Here is a 15,917-nt window from a genome sequence, read left to right as displayed (position 1 = left end):
CCAGGCCGAACTCGCCGCCGAAACCCGCAGGTTCTTCCACCGTCGACAGCGTCAGCCCCACGTCGTCACCGGCTACTTCAAAGCCCCGCACGTCCGCTACATCCTCGACGAGTGAACCCAATGAGTTTCTGATCAATAGTACTGACCGGCGGGCAGGTCGCTGAAGGTGCAGGACCCGGCGGCGTCGGTGGAGCAGCCGGTGCCCACTTGGGTGTCGGGGTCGGCGCCGGTGGTCTGGAGGCCCGTCACCCCGTCGGTCTCCTGCCACAGTTGGAAGGTCGCCCCGGCCAGCGGAGCGCTGGTGTCGGCGTCCTCCTTGACCACGGTGACCGCGCCGGTGACCGGCGGGGTGACGTGGTTGATGTTGGTGAAGGTGACCGGGGCCGCGCGGTAGACGCCGCCGTTGGAGTCGTTCACGATCGCGTCGCCGCCGGCGAAGAAACCGCCGACCTTGATCGCGGAGAGCAGCCCGCGGTCGAACTCCTGGAGGTAGGGCCAGGCCAGCAGGGCGTCCGCTGGGTGACGCCGAGTTGCGAGGTGGAGTCGAGGCGGAAGCCGGCCGCCCACTCCGCAGGGGTGATGTACTTGGTGAACAGGATGGTGCGTCCGGAGACCGACCCGGACGAACCGGGGGCGTACTCCTTGATCGCGGTCATGGAGAAGTGCTTGGTGATCGTGGTCGCCGTCACGCTGCCGCCGACGTCGACGGTGATCGGCAGGATGCGCCCGCCGAGGTAGCCGCCGGTGCCACCGGAGAGGAAGGCCCGGTCACCGGAGGAGGTGACGAAGAGCCCGGAGTCGTTGAAGTGCGAGCCGGCCGGGAAGCCGCCGTCGATCCAGTACCCCAGCGCCCAGTCCGGACCGGTGCCGAACTGCGACAGGTCCCGGAACCCGAGCAGGTTCCCGTTCGCGTCGTAGTCCTTCTGGTACTCCAGCACGTAGTACGTGTGCGTGGTGTCGATCTGGACGTCGGTGCAGGACCCGCCGTCGACCTCGTACAACTGCCCGCCGTACAGGTTCGGGCTGCTCGGGTCGAGCAATCCGTCCGGGGTGTCCAGGTTCGCCGCCACCTGCTGTTGGGTCGGCACCCCGGGCATGCCCGCGTACACCTCGTCCACGAACTCGCCCGGGGAGACGCCCGCGTCGTAGACCGCCATGTACGTCAGGTGCCCGAGCGGCAGTGGCTGCTCCGTGCTGACCTGGCCCGTGGTGAACGGTCCGCCGTCCACGCTGCGGTCCGAACACAGCGACAGCGTTCCCGTGGCCGCCTTGACCGCGGCGGGCGGCGGGTCTGACCCGCCGTCCGCGCCGGCCGCCGAACGCCGGCGCGGCTTCTCTGAACACGGCGTCGAAGCCGTTTCGTCTCAGCATGGTGCGATACCAGCGCCTGCGGGGCCGGGCGGTCCGCCGCACACGCGCTGCCCCGGGAAGACCACTCCGCTGTCCCACAGGGCCCTGCGCCCGGTGAGGTGTACGTCAGGCGCGCGGAGGGCCGGACCGCCCTCCAGCGCGGACCCGTCCCGGTCACCCGGACCTGGGGACGAAGCGCGCCACGATGGCCACGAGCCGTCCCGCGGGGGCAATTTGCACTGCGCTTGACGCTGCGCTGCAAGTCCCCTGAACCCGCCCTTCCTACGCTGACGCGGGGGCCGACGTCACCCGTACGAGGCAGAGCAGCGCAGGTCATCGCAGGAGACCGGCGCCGAGGCCGCCGCCAGTGCACTCGGCCCCGTACTGCCGTTCCCCCCTGCGTCCGCTCCTGGGACGCGTCAACCCGGAGGAGGAGTCGTGGGCTCCCATCCCACTCCCGATTCAGTCGCCGCACCGCCCCCCGGGCAGGAAGGCGGGTCGGCCGCGCCGCCCGGCGGCGGGCCGCTGGCCCGGTTCGGCGGCTGGCTCGCGCGCCGTCGGCGACTGGTGTTGGTCTCCGCACTGATCGCGGTGATCGTCGCGGTGCCGTTCGGCGCCGACGTGGAGAGCCGGCTGTCGGAAGGGGGGATCACCTCCCCGGGCTCCGAGGCTGCGCGCGCCGACGAACTGCTCAACACGGAGTTCACCGCCGGCTCGCCACACCTGGTCTTCGTCGTCAAGGCGCCCGGTTCCGTCGACGGGCCGGAGGTGACCCGGCAGGGCGAACGGCTGACCGAGGAGCTGGCGGCCGAACGGGGCGTGGTCCAGGCCGCGTCGTACTGGTCGCTGGGGCGCGCCGAACCGCTGCGCGCCGAGGACGGCCGCTCGGCCCTGGTGCTGGTGCGGCTCGCGGGGGACGAGGACACGGTCCGCAAGAGCGCCAAACGGCTCGTGCCGCGGACCGTCGGCGAACGCGACGGCCTTGAGGTGACGGCCACCGGTGTCACCGCCGTGCGCATGGAGATCGAGGAACGCAGCAGCGAGGACCTGGTGAAGGCGGAGCTGCTGGCCGCGCCCGTCGTGCTGTTCATCCTGCTACTGGTGTTCCGCAGCGTGGTGGCCGCCCTGCTGCCGCTGCTCGTCGGCGTGATCGCGGTGATCGGGTCGTTCGTGATCCTGCGGCTGCTGGACATGCTCGTGCCGGTGTCGGTGTTCAGCGTGAACATCACCACGGCGCTGGGCCTCGGCCTGGCGATCGACTACAGCCTCTTCGTCGTCACGCGCTACCGGGAGGAGTTGGCGGGCGGGCGCGAGGTGTGGCCGGCGATAGCCGAGACGGTGCGCACCGCCGGTCGCACCGTGGTGTTCTCCGCGCTGACCGTGGCGCTGTCGCTGTCGGCGATGCTCGTCTTCCCCATGTACCACCTGCGGTCCTTCGCCTACTCCGGGATCGCGGTGGTGCTGCTGGCGGCCGTGGGGTCGGTGGTGGTGCTGCCGGCGATGCTGGCCGTGCTGGGGCGTCGGGTGGACGCGCTGAGCGTGCCGCGGCTGCGTCGCCGCCGGAAGGCGACACCGCAGCGGGACCCGCAGAGCGGCTTCTGGCACCGGATCGCCACCTCGGTGATGAAGCGGCCGGTGCCGTTCTCCGTCGCCGTCGTCGCCCTGCTGCTGACCCTCGGGGTGCCGTTCCTGCGGGTGGAGTTCGCCGACAGCGACGACCGGGTGCTGCCGCCGTCGTCCCCGGCCTACCAGGCCGCGCAGGTGCTGCGGGAGGACTTCGACAGTCGGGAGGGCTCCCCCATCTCGGTGGTGCTGCCGAAGGTGGACGCCCAGAAGCGCTCCGCCGACGTGGCCGCGTACGCCCAGGAGGTGTCCCGGCTGCCCGGGGTCACCCGGGTCGACGCGTCCACCGGCTTCTACGCACAGGGGCGTCAGGTCGAGCCGCCGAACGAGGCGTCCGCCCGCTTCGGCTCCGACGCCGGCACCTGGCTGGCGGTGGTCTCGGACACCGAGCCGTACTCCCAGCAGGGCATGGACCTCGTCGGTGCGGTGCGCGGCGTGCCGGCGCCGGCGGACGCGCTGGTCGGCGGGCAGGCCGCGCTGCTGGTGGACTCCAAGGCGACGCTGGGGCAGAAGCTGCCGTGGGCGCTGGGCATCATCGCGGCGTCCACGCTGGTGCTGCTGTTCCTGTTCACCGGCAGCCTGCTGATCCCCGTCAAGGCGGTCGTGCTCAACCTGCTCAGTCTCACCGCCGCCTTCGGCGCGATGGTGTTCGTGTTCCAGGACGGCAACCTGCGGTGGCTCGTGGGGGACTTCGTGGTCACCGGGATGATCGACATCGACACCCCGGTGCTGCTGTTCTGCGTGGCGTTCGGACTGTCCATGGACTACGAGGTGTTCATGCTCTCCCGCATCAAGGAGGAGTACGCCCGCAGCGGTGACAACACGGCGTCCGTCGCCTGGGGGCTGGAGCACACCGGGCGTCTCATCACCGCCGCCGCGGCCCTGGTGGCGGCGGTCCTGCTGGCGTTCGCGACCTCCGGGCTGACGCCGTTGAAGCTGCTGGGGGTGGGGCTTGCGCTGGCCGTCATCGTCGACGCGACCCTGGTGCGGGGCGTGCTGGTGCCGGCGTTCATGCGGCTGGCGGGCCGGGCGAACTGGTGGGCACCGGCCCCCCTGGCCCGGCTGCACAAACGCATCGGCCTGCCCGACTGACCCCGCGTCCGCCCCCGCTCCGGCGGGGCCCGTGGCACATACCGACGCCCCCGTCCCGGCCCGCACTCCGCGGCCGTGACGGGGGCGTTCGCCGTGTCGCCCCGCGCGGTCGGCCCCCGGGGCGGAAACGGCAACGCACCTACAGACGCACTCAACGTCCGGCCTGGAGAACCCGGAGAACCCCTGACCTTCCATTGACACGGATCTGCCGGGCCGCTGCATGTGCGGTTCCTAGCGTGGTGGTCATGGGTCAATCCCGCGCAAGGGGGCGCGGGGCGGTCGGAACCCGACCGTTTGACGCGCTACCGCACGGGGGTGCCCACGGGCATGCACTACCTGGAACGTGAACGTGAGCTTCTCGAAGCACTGCTGCCGGGCCTGGACGCGGCCCTCGCCGCCGTCCCGCTGAGCGAGCTGGAGCAGCCCGCGGGCCCCGGCGTCGCGGCCTTCCGCGCCGCCGGGGGCCCCGGGCTCCTCGTCCCCGCCGAGCACGGCGGCAAGGGCGCGGACCTGCTGACCGCGGTGCGGATCCAACGGGCCGTCGCCACCCGCTCGCCCTCGCTCGCGGTCGCCACGACCATGCACCACTTCTCCGTCGCCTCCCTGGTGGAGGCCGCCTCGGCCGGCGAGGGCATGGAGTGGCTGCTGCTGACGGCCATCGCGAACGACGGTCTGCTGCTGGCGTCCGGGTTCGCCGAGGGCCGCACCGGTCAGGGGATCTTGAGCCCGAGCCTCACCGCCCGCGTGGAGGGCGGGAAGATCTGGCTGAGCGGGTCGAAGAAGCCGTGCAGCCTGTCCCGTTCGATGGACCTGCTGACCGCCTCCGTCGCCCTGCCGGAGCCCGACGGCGGCACCCGGCTCGCCGTGGCGCTGGTGCCGAAGGACGCGGCGGGGGTGTCGGTGCGGCCGTTCTGGCACAGCCCGGTCCTCGCCGGCGCCGAGAGCGACGAGGTCGTGTTGGACGACGTCGAGGTGCCGCCCGACCTCGTCGTCCGCACCGACGTCACCGACGACGGGCGCCTGGACCGGTTGCAGACCGTCGGGTTCGTCTGGTTCGAGGCCCTGATGACCGCGAGCTATCTGGGCACCGTCTCCGCGCTGGTGGAACGCGTGCTGGCGGCGCCGAAGCTCCCCCCGGCCGTGAAGGCCGACGTCACCACGGAGCTGCACGCCTGCTGGCTGGCGCTGGAGGGGCTGGCCCGCACGGCCGGGGCGGCCCCCGGCGAGCACGCCCTGGCCGATGCACTGGTGTGCCGGTACGCCGCGCAGGACGCCATCGACCGGATCGCGGGCCGGTGCCTGGAGGCCCTCGGCGGCATGAGCTTCATCTCCTGCGGCGACGCCGCCTACCTCAACTCCGCCTGCCGGGCCCTGGCCTTCCACCCGCCGTCCCGAGCCCGCATGGCCGCCCCGCTCACCGACCACTTCGCCGGTCGTCCGCTGCGCGTCGGCTGACCTCCTGCTGTCCCTGCCCGCTTGACCGCGAGGTGACCACCCGTGCCCGTTTCCCCGACCGTGCTGCTCACCGGAGCCTCCGGTGTCGTCGGCACCGCACTGCTCCACGAGTTGACGCACTGCCACGTCATCGCCCTGGTCCACCGCACGCCCTGCCCCGGCGCCGACGAGAGCGTCGTCGGCGATCTCACCGGTACCCGGTTCGGCCTGGACGCCGCCGCGTACGCGCGGCTCGCCGCCCGCGTCGACGTCGTCGTGCACTGCGCGGCGATCACCAGCTTCTCCGCGGGGCCCGCCGCCACGCACCGGCTGAACGAGGCGGGGACGGGCGAGGTCCTGCGCTTCACCGAGGCCGCCGACGCGGTCCTGCACCACGTGTCCACGGCGTTCGTGGCCCGCCGTGAGCTGACCCGTACCGGCGCCGCGAGCGGCGACGCCACCGCCCGGCCCGAGGACTACCTGGACTCCAAGCGCGCCGGCGAGGAGGCCGTGCGCGCCAGTGGCGTGCCGGCGGTGATCGTCCGGCCCTCGGTCGTCATCGGCGACTCGACCACCGGGCGGATCGCGACCTTCCAGGGCATGCACGGCATCGTGCACGCCCTGCTGCGCGAACTCCTCCCGCTGGTGCCCGTGCCCGCGGACTCCCGCGTCGACTTCGTCCCCCAGGACGTCGTCGCCCGCTCCATCGCCGCGCTGATCGCCGAGGGGCGCCGCGACGGCGAGGCGTGGATCACCGCCGGGGCCGCGGCGCCGACCGCGCAGCGGGTGCTGGAGCTGACCGGGAAGGTCGCCGCCGACCTGGGGGTGCCGATGAGGATCCCGCGGACCGTCGGCCCGGACATGGTCGACCGGCTGATCCGACCGGTGTTCATCTCCGCGCTCCACCCGCGGGCGCGCCGCACGTTCGACGACCTGCTCGCGATGACCGCGCTCTTCGCCGGCGCCGACGCGTTCCCGAGCACCCTGGGTCACACCCCCGCCTCGGTGGCCGCGCTGACGCCCGGTGGGATCGAGTCCGCGTACGAGGCTTCCGTACGGCACATCGCCCGCGCGCGGGGCCTGGTCCGCACGGCCCGGGCTGCGGAGGTGGCGCCGCGATGACCGCACCGACGAGTGCGCGACGGGCCGCAGCGGACGGCCGCGCGGTCCTGGACCTCTACCGGCGCCACGTCAGCCGCGGGCGGGCCAGGCTCGCCGCGCTGACCGGCGGGGTGACGGAGGTGGCGTCCGCCGGCTCCCGGGTGCGGGACGCGGACGGCCGGGAGTACGTCGACTGCGGCGGGTACGGCGTGTTCCTGCTGGGCCACTGCCATCCGACGGTGGTGGACGCGGTCGTCGACCAGGTCCGCCGTCATCCGATGGCCACCCGGATCCTGTTGGAGCCGGTGGTGGCGCAGGCCGCCGAGGCGCTGGCGCGCGTGACCCCCGCCGGACTGGACTACGCGCACTTCGTGACCTCCGGCGCGGAGGCGACCGAGACCGCGATCAAGCTGGCCCGCGCGCACGGCAAGCGGCGGCTGGTGTCCGCCGTGGGCGGCTACCACGGCAAGACCACCGGAGCCCTGGCCCTGACGGCGAAGCCGTTCTACCAGGATCCGTTCCGGCCGCTGCTGGCCGCCGAGCACGTCCCCTACGGGGACGCCGACGCCCTCGAACGGGCGCTGGCCGACGGCGGGCCCGCGTGCGTGGTCGTCGAGCCGGTCCAGGGCGAGGCCGGGGTCGTCCTGCCGCCGCCCGGATACCTGCGGCGGGTGCAGCGGGCGTGCCGCGAGCACGGCGCGCTCTTCGTGCTCGACGAGATCCAGACCGGGCTCGGTCGGCTCGGTTCATGGTGGGGCGCGGACGCCGAAGGGGTCACCCCCGACGTGCTGCTGGTGGGCAAGAACCTCTCCGGCGGGGTCGTCCCGGTCGCCGCCGCCGTGGCCACCGCGGACGCGTACGCGCCCTTCGACCGCGACCCGTTCCTGCACACCTCGACCTTCGCCGGCGCGCCCGTGGCCATGGCCGCCGCCGCGGCTGCCGTCACGGCGATCGACGACGAGGGTCTCGTCGACCGCGCCCGCGTCCTCGGCGAGCAGCTGCTGCACCTGCTGGACGAGGCGTTCGCCCCCGTGATGGGGGACGCCGTGGTGGAGATCCGCGGCCGGGGCCTGCTGATCGGCGTCGAACTCGCCGACGAGGGCCTCGCCGGTGAGCTGGTGCTGCACCTGCTGCGCGCCGGCGTGCTGGTCAACCACTCCCTCAACGCCCACAAGGTGGTGCGGCTGACGCCGCCCGCGGTCCTCACCGACACCGACCTGGACCTGCTGGCGGACGCCTTCGCCTCCGCCCGCACCGCCCTCATCAACGCCCTCTCGTCGACCCGAAGGACGGTGCACTGACGATGCCCGAGGTCACTTTGGACGCCCGCGTCCCCGGCACCGACCCCCGTACGGTCTTCGACCGGCTCGCGGACTTCGCGGCGTACCCCCGGTACACCGACGCGGTCCGCGAGGTCACCATCACCGACGTCGACCACGGGGTCATCGCCTCGCACTGGTCGGTGAACTTCCGCAACGGAGTGCTGTGCTGGTCCGAGCACGATCGGATCGACCCGGCCGCGCTCACCATTGAGTTCGCCCAGGTCGAGGGGGACTTCGACACCTTCGCCGGCGCTTGGCTGGTGACCGTGGACGGCTCGGACGTCCTGGTGCGCTTCACGGCCGCCTTCGACCTCGGGATGCCGAGCCTGGCCGCGATCATCGACCCGGTGGCGTGCCGGGCGCTGGCCGAGGCCATCACCCGGATCCTGCACGGGCTGTTCGGGGAGCACGTGCCCGTCACCGAACCCGCGCCGGCCGGCGCGAGCGTCCCGCAGGGCACCTGAGCCGGTGCGGACCGGCCGCTCCCCCGTCGTCCCGCCTTCCGACCGGCCCCGTTCGGGCCCCTGAGACCCACCGTCCCGGCAGCCGCGCCGTCGGCTGCTCCCCTAGGAGGACCCCGTGCCCAAGGATCTGCGCAACAAGGTCGTGGCCATCACCGGAGGCAGCCGCGGCATCGGCCTGGCCACCGCCGAAGCGTTCGTCGCCGCCGGCGCCAAGGTCGCCATCGGCGCCCGCGACCTCGAACGCGCCCGGGCCGCCGCCGTCCGCATCGGCGCCACCGCCCACGCCCTCGACGTCACCGACGCGGCGAGCGTCGCCGCCTTCTGGCAGGGCGTCGAAGCCGAACTCGGCGCCATCGACGTCCTCGTCAACAACGCCGGCGAGATGATCGTGGGCAGCTTCGAGCACGAGAGCGTCGACGACTCCACCCATCAGCTCGGAGTCAACCTGCTCGGCACCCTCAACGGCATGAAGACGGCGATCGGCCCCATGCGGGCCCGGGGCAGCGGCCACATCATCAACATGGTCTCCGCCGTCGGCATGATCGGCCTGCCCGGCTGCGCCACCTACTCGGCCGCCAAGCACGGCGTGGTCGGCCTCTCCGAAGGCGTACGGGCCGAGCTGCGCGGATCCGGCGTGCAGCTGTCCATCGTGCTGCCCATCCCCGCGCAGACCGAGCTGACCTCGGGGGTCGGCAAGGGTCGCTTCGTGCCGCTGCTCACCCCGGACGACATCGCGAAGGCCGTGCTGCGCACCGCGCGCCGCCCCGTCTACAACCGCTACGTACCGGGCTGGACCAACCCCGTCACCCGCTCGCTGTTCCTGCTGCCACAGCCCTGGCGGGACGCGATGGGCCGCTTCCTCAAGGCCGACCAGCTCCTGCGCACCACCGACTTCCAGGCGCGCACCGGTTACGAGGCGCGGCTCAAGACGCCATCCGTTGCCGGCGGCGACGGCGGCGGTCGATGAGCGCTCCGCTGACCAGCAAGGGCGCGGCCCGGCGGGGCAACAGCCCGGCCGCGTTCCGCTCCCGGGTGCTGGACCACCTCGTCCACGTCCACCCGGTCACCGCCGTGGTCCTGTTCGCCCCCGTCGTCGTCGCCGGCACCTGGCTCTCGTTGGACGACGCGGGAGGCTGGGCGCTGGGCGGCTGGGCGCTCGCCGGCTACCTGGCCTGGACGCTGTCGGAGTACTGGGGCCACCGCGTCGTGCTGCACTTCGAGCCCGAGCGGGGGTTCGGCGCCCGGCTCCACTGGATCCTGCACGGCGTCCACCACGACTACCCGCAGGACTCCCGCAGGTCCATCCTCAGCCCGGTGCTGTCCGTGCCGATGGTCGCCGGCGCCACCTACCTCACGTCGGGGCCCGGCGGTCTGCCGCTGACGTTCGGCGCCGGCTACACGGTCGGCTACCTCAGCTACGACCTGTTCCACCTCTACCTCCACCAGGGGCGGCCCCGGAACCCTCTGCTGCGGCGGCTGCGCGAACTGCACATGCGCCACCACTTCCGCGACGACACCCGGGGGTTCGGCATCTCGGCCCCCTACTGGGACGAGGTCTTCGGCACCTCCATCGCCCGCACGACCCGCCCCGACGACGTCCGGGCGACCTGACGACCGACGCGCGACGCCCGCGCCGCCCCGAACGCGAGGACCGTCCGGGGCGAGAAGAACCACCCGCGAGGACACACCGATGAACTCCGAAGCCCTCCTGGCGCGCGCCCCCACCGCCGACGCCCCCGAGCAGCACCCCTCCGCCCCGCGCCCCGCGCCCGCCCCGCCCCGCGGCGCCGGCGCCGTCGAGGTCGACGTCGAGGAGGCCGAGGACTTCCTCGGCCTGCTGCACACCGAGCACCCCGACCAGCCGCTGACCGTCCGCCAACGCATGCGCCAGGTACGGGCCGAGATCGCGGAAACCGGCAGCTACGCGCACACCGCCGACGAACTCGCCTTCGGCGCCCGCGTCGCCTGGCGCAACTCCAGCCGCTGCATCGGCCGCCTGTACTGGCAGAGCCTGCGCGTGCTGGACCGTCGGGACGCCACCACTCCCCGGGAGATCCACGGCCAGCTGTGCGAGCACCTGCGCCAGGCCACCAACGGCGGACGCATCCGCCCCACCATCTCCGTCTTCGCACCGGAGGTCCCCGGCCGGCCTGCGCCCCGGTTGTGGAACGACCAGCTCATCCGTTACGCGGGCTACCGCGGCGCCGACGGGCGCACCGTCGGCGACCCCGCGCACCTCGACCTCACGGACGCGGTGCGCCGCCTCGGCTGGCGGGCCCCGGGCGGGCCCTTCGACGTGCTGCCGCTGGTCGTCGACGCCCCCGGCCACGAGCCGCAACTCTTCGACGTGCCGAGGGACCTGGTCCTTGAGGTGGAACTCACCCACCCCGACCGGCCGGAGTTCGCCGAGTTGGGCCTGCGCTGGCACGCGGTGCCGGCGATCTCCAACATGCGGCTGCGCATCGGCGGCCTCGACTACCCCCTCGCGCCGTTCAACGGCTGGTACATGGGCACCGAGATCGGCGCCCGCAACCTCGTCGACTCCGACCGGTACGACCTGCTGCCCGTCATCGCCGAACACCTCGGCCTCGACACCGGCTCGGAGACCACCCTGTGGCGCGACCGCGCCCTGGTCGAGGTCAACATCGCCGTGCTGCACTCCTTCCAGCGCGCGGGTGTCCGGATCAGCGACCACCACACCGAATCGCGGCGCTTCCTGGCCCATCTCGCCAAGGAGGAACGGCAGGGGCGGCTGGTGCCCGCGGACTGGTCGTGGATCGTCCCTCCGGTGTCCGGCAGCCTCACCCCCGTCTTCCACCGCTACTACGACGAGGCCGACCAGCGGCCCAACTTCTATCCCGACGCGGCCCGGCCCCGCTGCCCGTACGCCCACTGACAAAGGCCCCTACTCCCGCCCGGCGGAGCGCCGTTCCAACTCTTCGGCCGCCGCCTTGAGGGCGGCCAGGGCCCACTCGACGTCGCGGTGGTTGCGGGCGGCCCGGTCCAGGGCGCCGGCACCGATCCGCAGGAGCACACGCAGCAGCGGGCCGCGCCGGTCGCGCGTGCTCCCGGTGACCCGGCACCCGTAGGCCGTGGGCACGATGTCGTACCGCCAGGTGGAGACGGGTCGGCCGAGGGCGGTGACGCGGAAGGCGAAGCAGCGGTCGGGCACGGCCTGGATGACCGTGGCCGTCCTGCGCCGGGCGAGCAGCCGGACGCGGCGCGCGGCGCGGAACCGCTCGCCCGCCGCCAGCGGTCGGCCCCGGCCGGCGGGGTCGCTGATCAGCCCGTACACGGTTCGGGGGCGGGCGGACACATGGATGCTCCCCACGGCGGTCGGCTCGGTCATGACGGCGCCTCCCGGCCTCCCGGTGCGTGCGGTCGACTTCGACGGTAGAGCGGCGATGGGCAGCCGATGCACAGGTCCGTTTCAACGGAATGGCAAATGTCCGCCCTTCCCAAAGCTAAGCAACTTAGTAGAAGATGGGAGCGGTGGCGGCGAGGGGACGCCGTCGCCGCGATCGACGCTCTGCACGGGGGAACGATGATCATCCTGGTGGTCGAGGACGACGAGTGCGTGGCGGACGCCTTGCGCAGCGCACTGGGGATGCACGGCCACCGGGTCGTCACCGCCGGCACCGGCCAGGACGCGCTGCGCCAGTTGGACGGCTGCGACTTCGTCCTCCTCGACCTCGGCCTGCCCGACCTCGACGGCATCGAGGTGTGCAAGCGCATCCGGGACCTGTCGACCGTGCCCGTCATCGCGCTCACCGCGCGCTCCGAGGAGATCGACCGGGTCATGGGCCTGCACGCCGGCGCGGACGACTACGTCGTCAAGCCGTACAGCCTCCATGAACTCAACGCCCGCATCGAGGCCGTGGCCCGGCGGTCCTGCCGCTGCGGCGTCGCGGGCGACGGCCACGATCCGACGTGCCACGGCCGGGCCCGCGAGGTGCTGACCGCCGACGGTCTCGAACTGGACCTGCGCAGCCGCTCCGCCACCTTGGAGGGCCGGCGCTTATCCCTCACCCGCAAGGAGTTCGACCTGCTGGTGCTGCTCGTCGAGGACCCCGACTCCCTGCACACCCGGGAGGACATCATCGCCCGGGTGTGGGACGAGAACTGGTACGGCTCCACCCGCACCCTGGACGTCCACGTCGGCAGCCTCCGCAGCAAGCTCGGCTCGTACGACTGGATCGAGACCCAGCGCGGCGTGGGCTTCCGCCTGGGCTCCGCGGGCCGGCACTGAGAACCGCCCGTGCGCCGTCGCCTCCTGATCACCTATCTGTCCCTGACGACCATGCTGCTGCTGGGCCTCGGGGTGCCGCTCGCCTTCAGCCTGGCCATGAACGACTACCACCACCTGGCGAACTCCCAGGTCAACGAGACCGGCAGACTCGCCACCGCCGCCGCCCGCACCGGTGATCCGGCGGCCGACCCCGCGTGGGTGGAGCAGGCCGCGGCGTACGCCCGCGGGAACGACGCCGCCGTGCTGCTGGTCGACGCCCGGGGCGAGGTCGTCCACACCACCCGCCCGGGGGCGGCCGTGGACCGCCGCGCCTGGCAGCGCACCCTGCGCCGCGCCCTGGACGGGGAGGTGAACCTCCCGCTGGACTACCCCGTCAACACCTCCGCCGAGCCGCTGTTCGTGGCCGCGCCCGTACTGGAGCACGGGCGGACCGTGGCAGCCGTCGCCACCCTCTCCCCCACCACCTCCCTGCGCTCCCAGGCCCTCGGACAAGGGGCGCTGCTCCTGGCCGTCGCCGCGCTGGGGCTGTTCGCCACCGCGCTGGTCGCGGTCCCCCTGTCGCGGTGGAGCCTGCGTCCCGTACGGCAACTGCACCGCGCGGTGGGCGCCATCGCCCAGGGACGGTACGGGACCCGGGCGCCCGTCGACCGGGGCCCGGCCGAGGTCCGCGAACTGGCCGTCGCCGTGAACGCCATGACGGACCGGCTGGTGGCGCTGCTGGAAGCACAGCGCCGTTTCGTCGCCGACGCCTCCCACCAGCTCCGCAATCCGCTCACGGCGCTGCGGCTGCGGATCGACGTGCTGGAGGCGGCGGTGCGCGACGACGGCACCGGGGCGGTGGCGGGCGTGGTCGCGGAGGCCGACCGGCTGGGCCGCATCCTCGACGAACTGCTGGTGCTGGCGCGGGCCGCGGAACCCGAGCACGGGGCGGTGCCCGTGGAGGTGCGTTCGGTGGCGCGGGCCCGCGCCCAGGCGTGGAGCGCACAGGCCGCGGCCGACCACATCGCCCTGGTCGTCGCCGGAGAGCAGGCCGTCGCCTCCTGTCAGCCCGGGGTGTTGGACCAGGTGCTGGACGTCCTCCTCGACAACGCCCTCGGCTTCTCGCCGCCGGGCGGCACCGTCACGGTGCGGACCCGGGCGGACGGCGACCGGATCCTGGTGTCCGTACGGGACGAGGGGCCCGGGATGAGCCGGGAGGACATGCGCCGGTCCACGGACCGCTTCTGGCGCGGCGAACAGCCCGCCGGACGCACCGGGTCCGGGCTGGGGTTGGCCATCGCCCGGGCGTTGCTGGAAGGCGGCGGCGGGGAGCTGCGGCTGTCGGCGGCGACGCCGCACGGGCTAGTCGCGGAGGTGACCGTACCGGCCGGAATGCCGTACGTCGCGCCCCGTGGCCAAGCCCGCTCGGGCCGGGACCAGGCATCTTAGGGACGTTCGTCCGCGAGGTGCGCGAGCGCGTCGGGGGCCGGCTCCTTGTGGACGAAGGCCGATCGCAGCCGGTGGTAGGGCTGCGCGGGGTCGAAGAAGTTCCGGTGCATCACGGCCAGTTCCTCCGCGCGGTGGAGGTGCAGCGGCTTGTGCGCCTCGTCCTGGTCACGGGCGTCCTTCTTGCGCGCGATGCGCTCCCGCAGCCCCGACGAACGGGCGAGCCGCTGTGCGAGCTCCTCGACACCGGCACCGAACGCGCCGGGGGCCGCGTCGACCACCCGGTCGACCAGGCCGATCCGCTGTGCGGCGGACGCGCTGACGGGCAGTGCGCGCCGCGTGAGGTGTTCGGCGGCGACGGGCCCGACGCGACGCGGCAGGCTGTACGTCCAGTACTCGGAGCCGTACAGGCCCATCAGCCGGTAGTGGGGGTTGAGCACCGCGCCGCGACGGCACCACACCTCGTCGGCGGCGAGGGCCAGCATCACCCCGCCCGCGGCGGCGTTGCCGGCGATCGCGGACACCACCAGGCGGTCCGTGGTGGTCAGGACCTCCGCGACGAGGTCGTCCATGGCGTTGATGTTCGCCCAGGACTCCGCGGCCGGGTCGGGCGCCGCCTCGATGACGTTCAGATGGATGCCGTTGGAGAAGAAGTCCCGCTCCCCGCCGATGACCACGACGTCGGTGGGGCGCTGGAGCGCGTGGCGGTAGGCGGCCAGCAGGCGCTCGCAGTGCTCCGTGCTCATCGCACCGCCGGGGAAGGAGAAGCGCAGATGGCCGACGGGTCCGTGCTCGCGGTAGCAGACCTGCGCATAGGTGCGCCGGTCCGCGGCCGGGCTGAGCGGTGCCGGGATCTCGGGCAGCGACGGCAGGTCGGTCCCGAGCGCCAGGGTCGCGGGCAGCTTGACGGCGCGCCGGCCGTCGCGGCTGCGGCGGCGCAGTTCGGGGATCCAGACGGCGCCGTCGACCGTGGCGCGGCAGATCGCCCCGCCGCGGGTGGCGAGCAGGTGCCCCGGCTCCCCGCGCAGGGCGTCCTCCGGGTGGCCGCCGTGCAGGTACCACTGTTCGCCGAGGAGTTCGTCGAGGACGCCCGGTTGGGAGTCCGCGGCGCGCAGGGTCCGCAGGATGCGGTCGCGGGGGTCCCGTGACCAGTCGATGCGCCGGGCGCCCTGCCGCAGGTACGGGCGGGTGTGCTCGGGGGCCTTCCACTCCGGGCCGTGCTGGGGCTGGGGGACGTAGCGGCCGGACGCGAAGCGGCGCACGGCGAGGTGCACGGCGTCGAGGGCCGCGTCCGCGACCTCGTTGCGGTAGAGGTCGCTCTTGCCGACGGACGGCAGGGGGCACGGTGCGGTCGCCCACACGGCGCCGGCGTCCATCACGGCGTCGGCCTGGAGGACGGTGACGCCCCAGTCGGCGGCGCCTTCGTGGATCGCCCAGTCCAGGGAGGAGGGGCCGCGGTCGCCGGCGGGCCCGGGGTGGACGATCAGACAGGTGTGCGCGGACCACACGTCCTCGGGGATGGCGGCCCTCAACATGGGCGCCAGGATCAGATCGGGGCGGTGGCGCAGTACGGCCTCGCGCAAGGGGTCGTCGCCCGCGGCGACGTGGACCCGCACTCCGTGGCCGCGGTCCCTCAGCTCTGCGTACACCCGTTGGGTCAGACTGTTGAACGCGCTCGCCACCAGCAAGATCCGCATCACGACCACCAGAAACGTCGCCCCGTACCGTCATCGATCAGGCGATGGTGCACGGCGGGGCGCTCCGCGGGCGGCGTACGCCACACCGGTGGGCCGCGATCGTCGGCCGATCCACCCGATCGCCTCGCGGGCCGCGAGGCGATCGGGTGGTCGTTCCTCC

General features: G+C 73.4%; 14 protein-coding genes. 10 read left to right on the top strand and 4 right to left on the bottom strand.

Annotation, left to right across the window (positions count from 1 at the left end; all coding sequences use genetic code 11):
- Positions 1-132: 132 nt before the first annotated feature.
- Positions 133-417, bottom strand: coding sequence for a SpaA isopeptide-forming pilin-related protein (locus AB0E05_RS31595; RefSeq protein WP_361970067.1), 285 nt, complete (start codon positions 415-417; stop codon positions 133-135).
- A complete protein-coding gene (locus AB0E05_RS31590; protein WP_361970064.1) occupies positions 414-1,229 on the bottom strand; it encodes a hypothetical protein in 816 nt (271 codons plus the stop codon). The genes AB0E05_RS31595 and AB0E05_RS31590 overlap by 4 nt, the downstream gene beginning before the upstream one ends.
- A gap of 559 nt (positions 1,230-1,788) precedes the next feature.
- Here AB0E05_RS31590 and AB0E05_RS31585 point away from each other — a divergent pair.
- From AB0E05_RS31585 to AB0E05_RS31550, 8 genes are all read left to right on the top strand, one after another.
- A complete protein-coding gene (locus AB0E05_RS31585; protein WP_361970061.1) occupies positions 1,789-4,065 on the top strand; it encodes an MMPL family transporter in 2,277 nt (758 codons plus the stop codon).
- A gap of 327 nt (positions 4,066-4,392) precedes the next feature.
- Entirely contained in the window at positions 4,393-5,520 is a 1,128-nt protein-coding gene (locus AB0E05_RS31580; protein WP_361970059.1) for an acyl-CoA dehydrogenase family protein, read from the top strand.
- A gap of 42 nt (positions 5,521-5,562) precedes the next feature.
- Positions 5,563-6,621, top strand: coding sequence for an SDR family oxidoreductase (locus tag AB0E05_RS31575; protein ID WP_361970056.1), 1,059 nt, complete (start codon positions 5,563-5,565; stop codon positions 6,619-6,621).
- Positions 6,618-7,901 carry an aminotransferase class III-fold pyridoxal phosphate-dependent enzyme gene (locus AB0E05_RS31570; RefSeq protein WP_361970053.1) on the top strand — a complete coding sequence of 428 codons (1,284 nt, stop codon included), beginning with the start codon at positions 6,618-6,620 and terminating at the stop codon, positions 7,899-7,901. The genes AB0E05_RS31575 and AB0E05_RS31570 overlap by 4 nt, the downstream gene beginning before the upstream one ends.
- A 2-nt stretch (positions 7,902-7,903) precedes the next feature.
- Entirely contained in the window at positions 7,904-8,386 is a 483-nt protein-coding gene (locus AB0E05_RS31565; protein WP_361970050.1) for an SRPBCC family protein, read from the top strand.
- 115 nt (positions 8,387-8,501) lie between these two features.
- Positions 8,502-9,353 (top strand): SDR family oxidoreductase, encoded by an 852-nt coding sequence (locus tag AB0E05_RS31560; RefSeq protein WP_361970047.1) that lies wholly within the window; start codon positions 8,502-8,504, stop codon positions 9,351-9,353.
- On the top strand, positions 9,350-9,997 hold the full coding sequence (locus tag AB0E05_RS31555; RefSeq protein ID WP_361970044.1) for a sterol desaturase family protein: 648 nt from the start codon (positions 9,350-9,352) through the stop codon (positions 9,995-9,997). The genes AB0E05_RS31560 and AB0E05_RS31555 overlap by 4 nt, the downstream gene beginning before the upstream one ends.
- Positions 9,998-10,076: 79 nt before the next feature.
- Positions 10,077-11,282 (top strand): nitric oxide synthase oxygenase, encoded by a 1,206-nt coding sequence (locus AB0E05_RS31550; protein WP_361970041.1) that lies wholly within the window; start codon positions 10,077-10,079, stop codon positions 11,280-11,282.
- A 9-nt stretch (positions 11,283-11,291) separates the two neighbouring features.
- Here the strand turns inward: AB0E05_RS31550 and AB0E05_RS31545 are convergent, their stop codons facing one another.
- Positions 11,292-11,735, bottom strand: a complete 444-nt coding sequence (locus AB0E05_RS31545) for a hypothetical protein (RefSeq protein WP_361970038.1) — start codon at positions 11,733-11,735, stop codon at positions 11,292-11,294.
- A gap of 195 nt (positions 11,736-11,930) precedes the next feature.
- On the opposite strand from AB0E05_RS31545, the gene AB0E05_RS31540 reads away from it, so the two are divergent.
- Complete coding sequence (locus tag AB0E05_RS31540) at positions 11,931-12,635, top strand: response regulator transcription factor (protein WP_361970035.1); 705 nt, start codon at positions 11,931-11,933, stop codon at positions 12,633-12,635.
- Positions 12,636-12,644: 9 nt separating this feature from the next.
- Positions 12,645-14,063 (top strand): HAMP domain-containing sensor histidine kinase, encoded by a 1,419-nt coding sequence (locus AB0E05_RS31535; protein WP_361970032.1) that lies wholly within the window; start codon positions 12,645-12,647, stop codon positions 14,061-14,063.
- Here the strand turns inward: AB0E05_RS31535 and AB0E05_RS31530 are convergent.
- Positions 14,060-15,757, bottom strand: a complete 1,698-nt coding sequence (locus AB0E05_RS31530) for a hydrogenase maturation protein (RefSeq protein WP_361970029.1) — start codon at positions 15,755-15,757, stop codon at positions 14,060-14,062. The two genes, AB0E05_RS31535 and AB0E05_RS31530, sit on opposite strands and share 4 nt — an antisense overlap.
- Positions 15,758-15,917: the final 160 nt, after the last annotated feature.

The organism is Streptomyces sp. NPDC048057, from assembly GCF_040653095.1.
Lineage (GTDB): Bacteria > Actinomycetota > Actinomycetes > Streptomycetales > Streptomycetaceae > Streptomyces.
Note: the sequence above shows the minus strand (reverse complement) of the source record. Positions and strands in the feature narration are given on the sequence as shown.

What these genes read in the sequence shown, in the direction of transcription:
- AB0E05_RS31530 (WP_361970029.1), bottom strand. Translation starts at nt 15,757, where the DNA reads ATGCGGATCTTGCTGGTGGCGAGCGCGTTCAACAGTCTGACCCAACGG.
- AB0E05_RS31580 (WP_361970059.1), top strand. Translation starts at nt 4,393, where the DNA reads ATGCACTACCTGGAACGTGAACGTGAGCTTCTCGAAGCACTGCTGCCG.
- AB0E05_RS31565 (WP_361970050.1), top strand. Translation starts at nt 7,904, where the DNA reads ATGCCCGAGGTCACTTTGGACGCCCGCGTCCCCGGCACCGACCCCCGT.
- AB0E05_RS31540 (WP_361970035.1), top strand. Translation starts at nt 11,931, where the DNA reads ATGATCATCCTGGTGGTCGAGGACGACGAGTGCGTGGCGGACGCCTTG.
- AB0E05_RS31550 (WP_361970041.1), top strand. Translation starts at nt 10,077, where the DNA reads ATGAACTCCGAAGCCCTCCTGGCGCGCGCCCCCACCGCCGACGCCCCC.
- AB0E05_RS31570 (WP_361970053.1), top strand. Translation starts at nt 6,618, where the DNA reads ATGACCGCACCGACGAGTGCGCGACGGGCCGCAGCGGACGGCCGCGCG.
- AB0E05_RS31555 (WP_361970044.1), top strand. Translation starts at nt 9,350, where the DNA reads ATGAGCGCTCCGCTGACCAGCAAGGGCGCGGCCCGGCGGGGCAACAGC.
- AB0E05_RS31545 (WP_361970038.1), bottom strand. Translation starts at nt 11,735, where the DNA reads ATGACCGAGCCGACCGCCGTGGGGAGCATCCATGTGTCCGCCCGCCCC.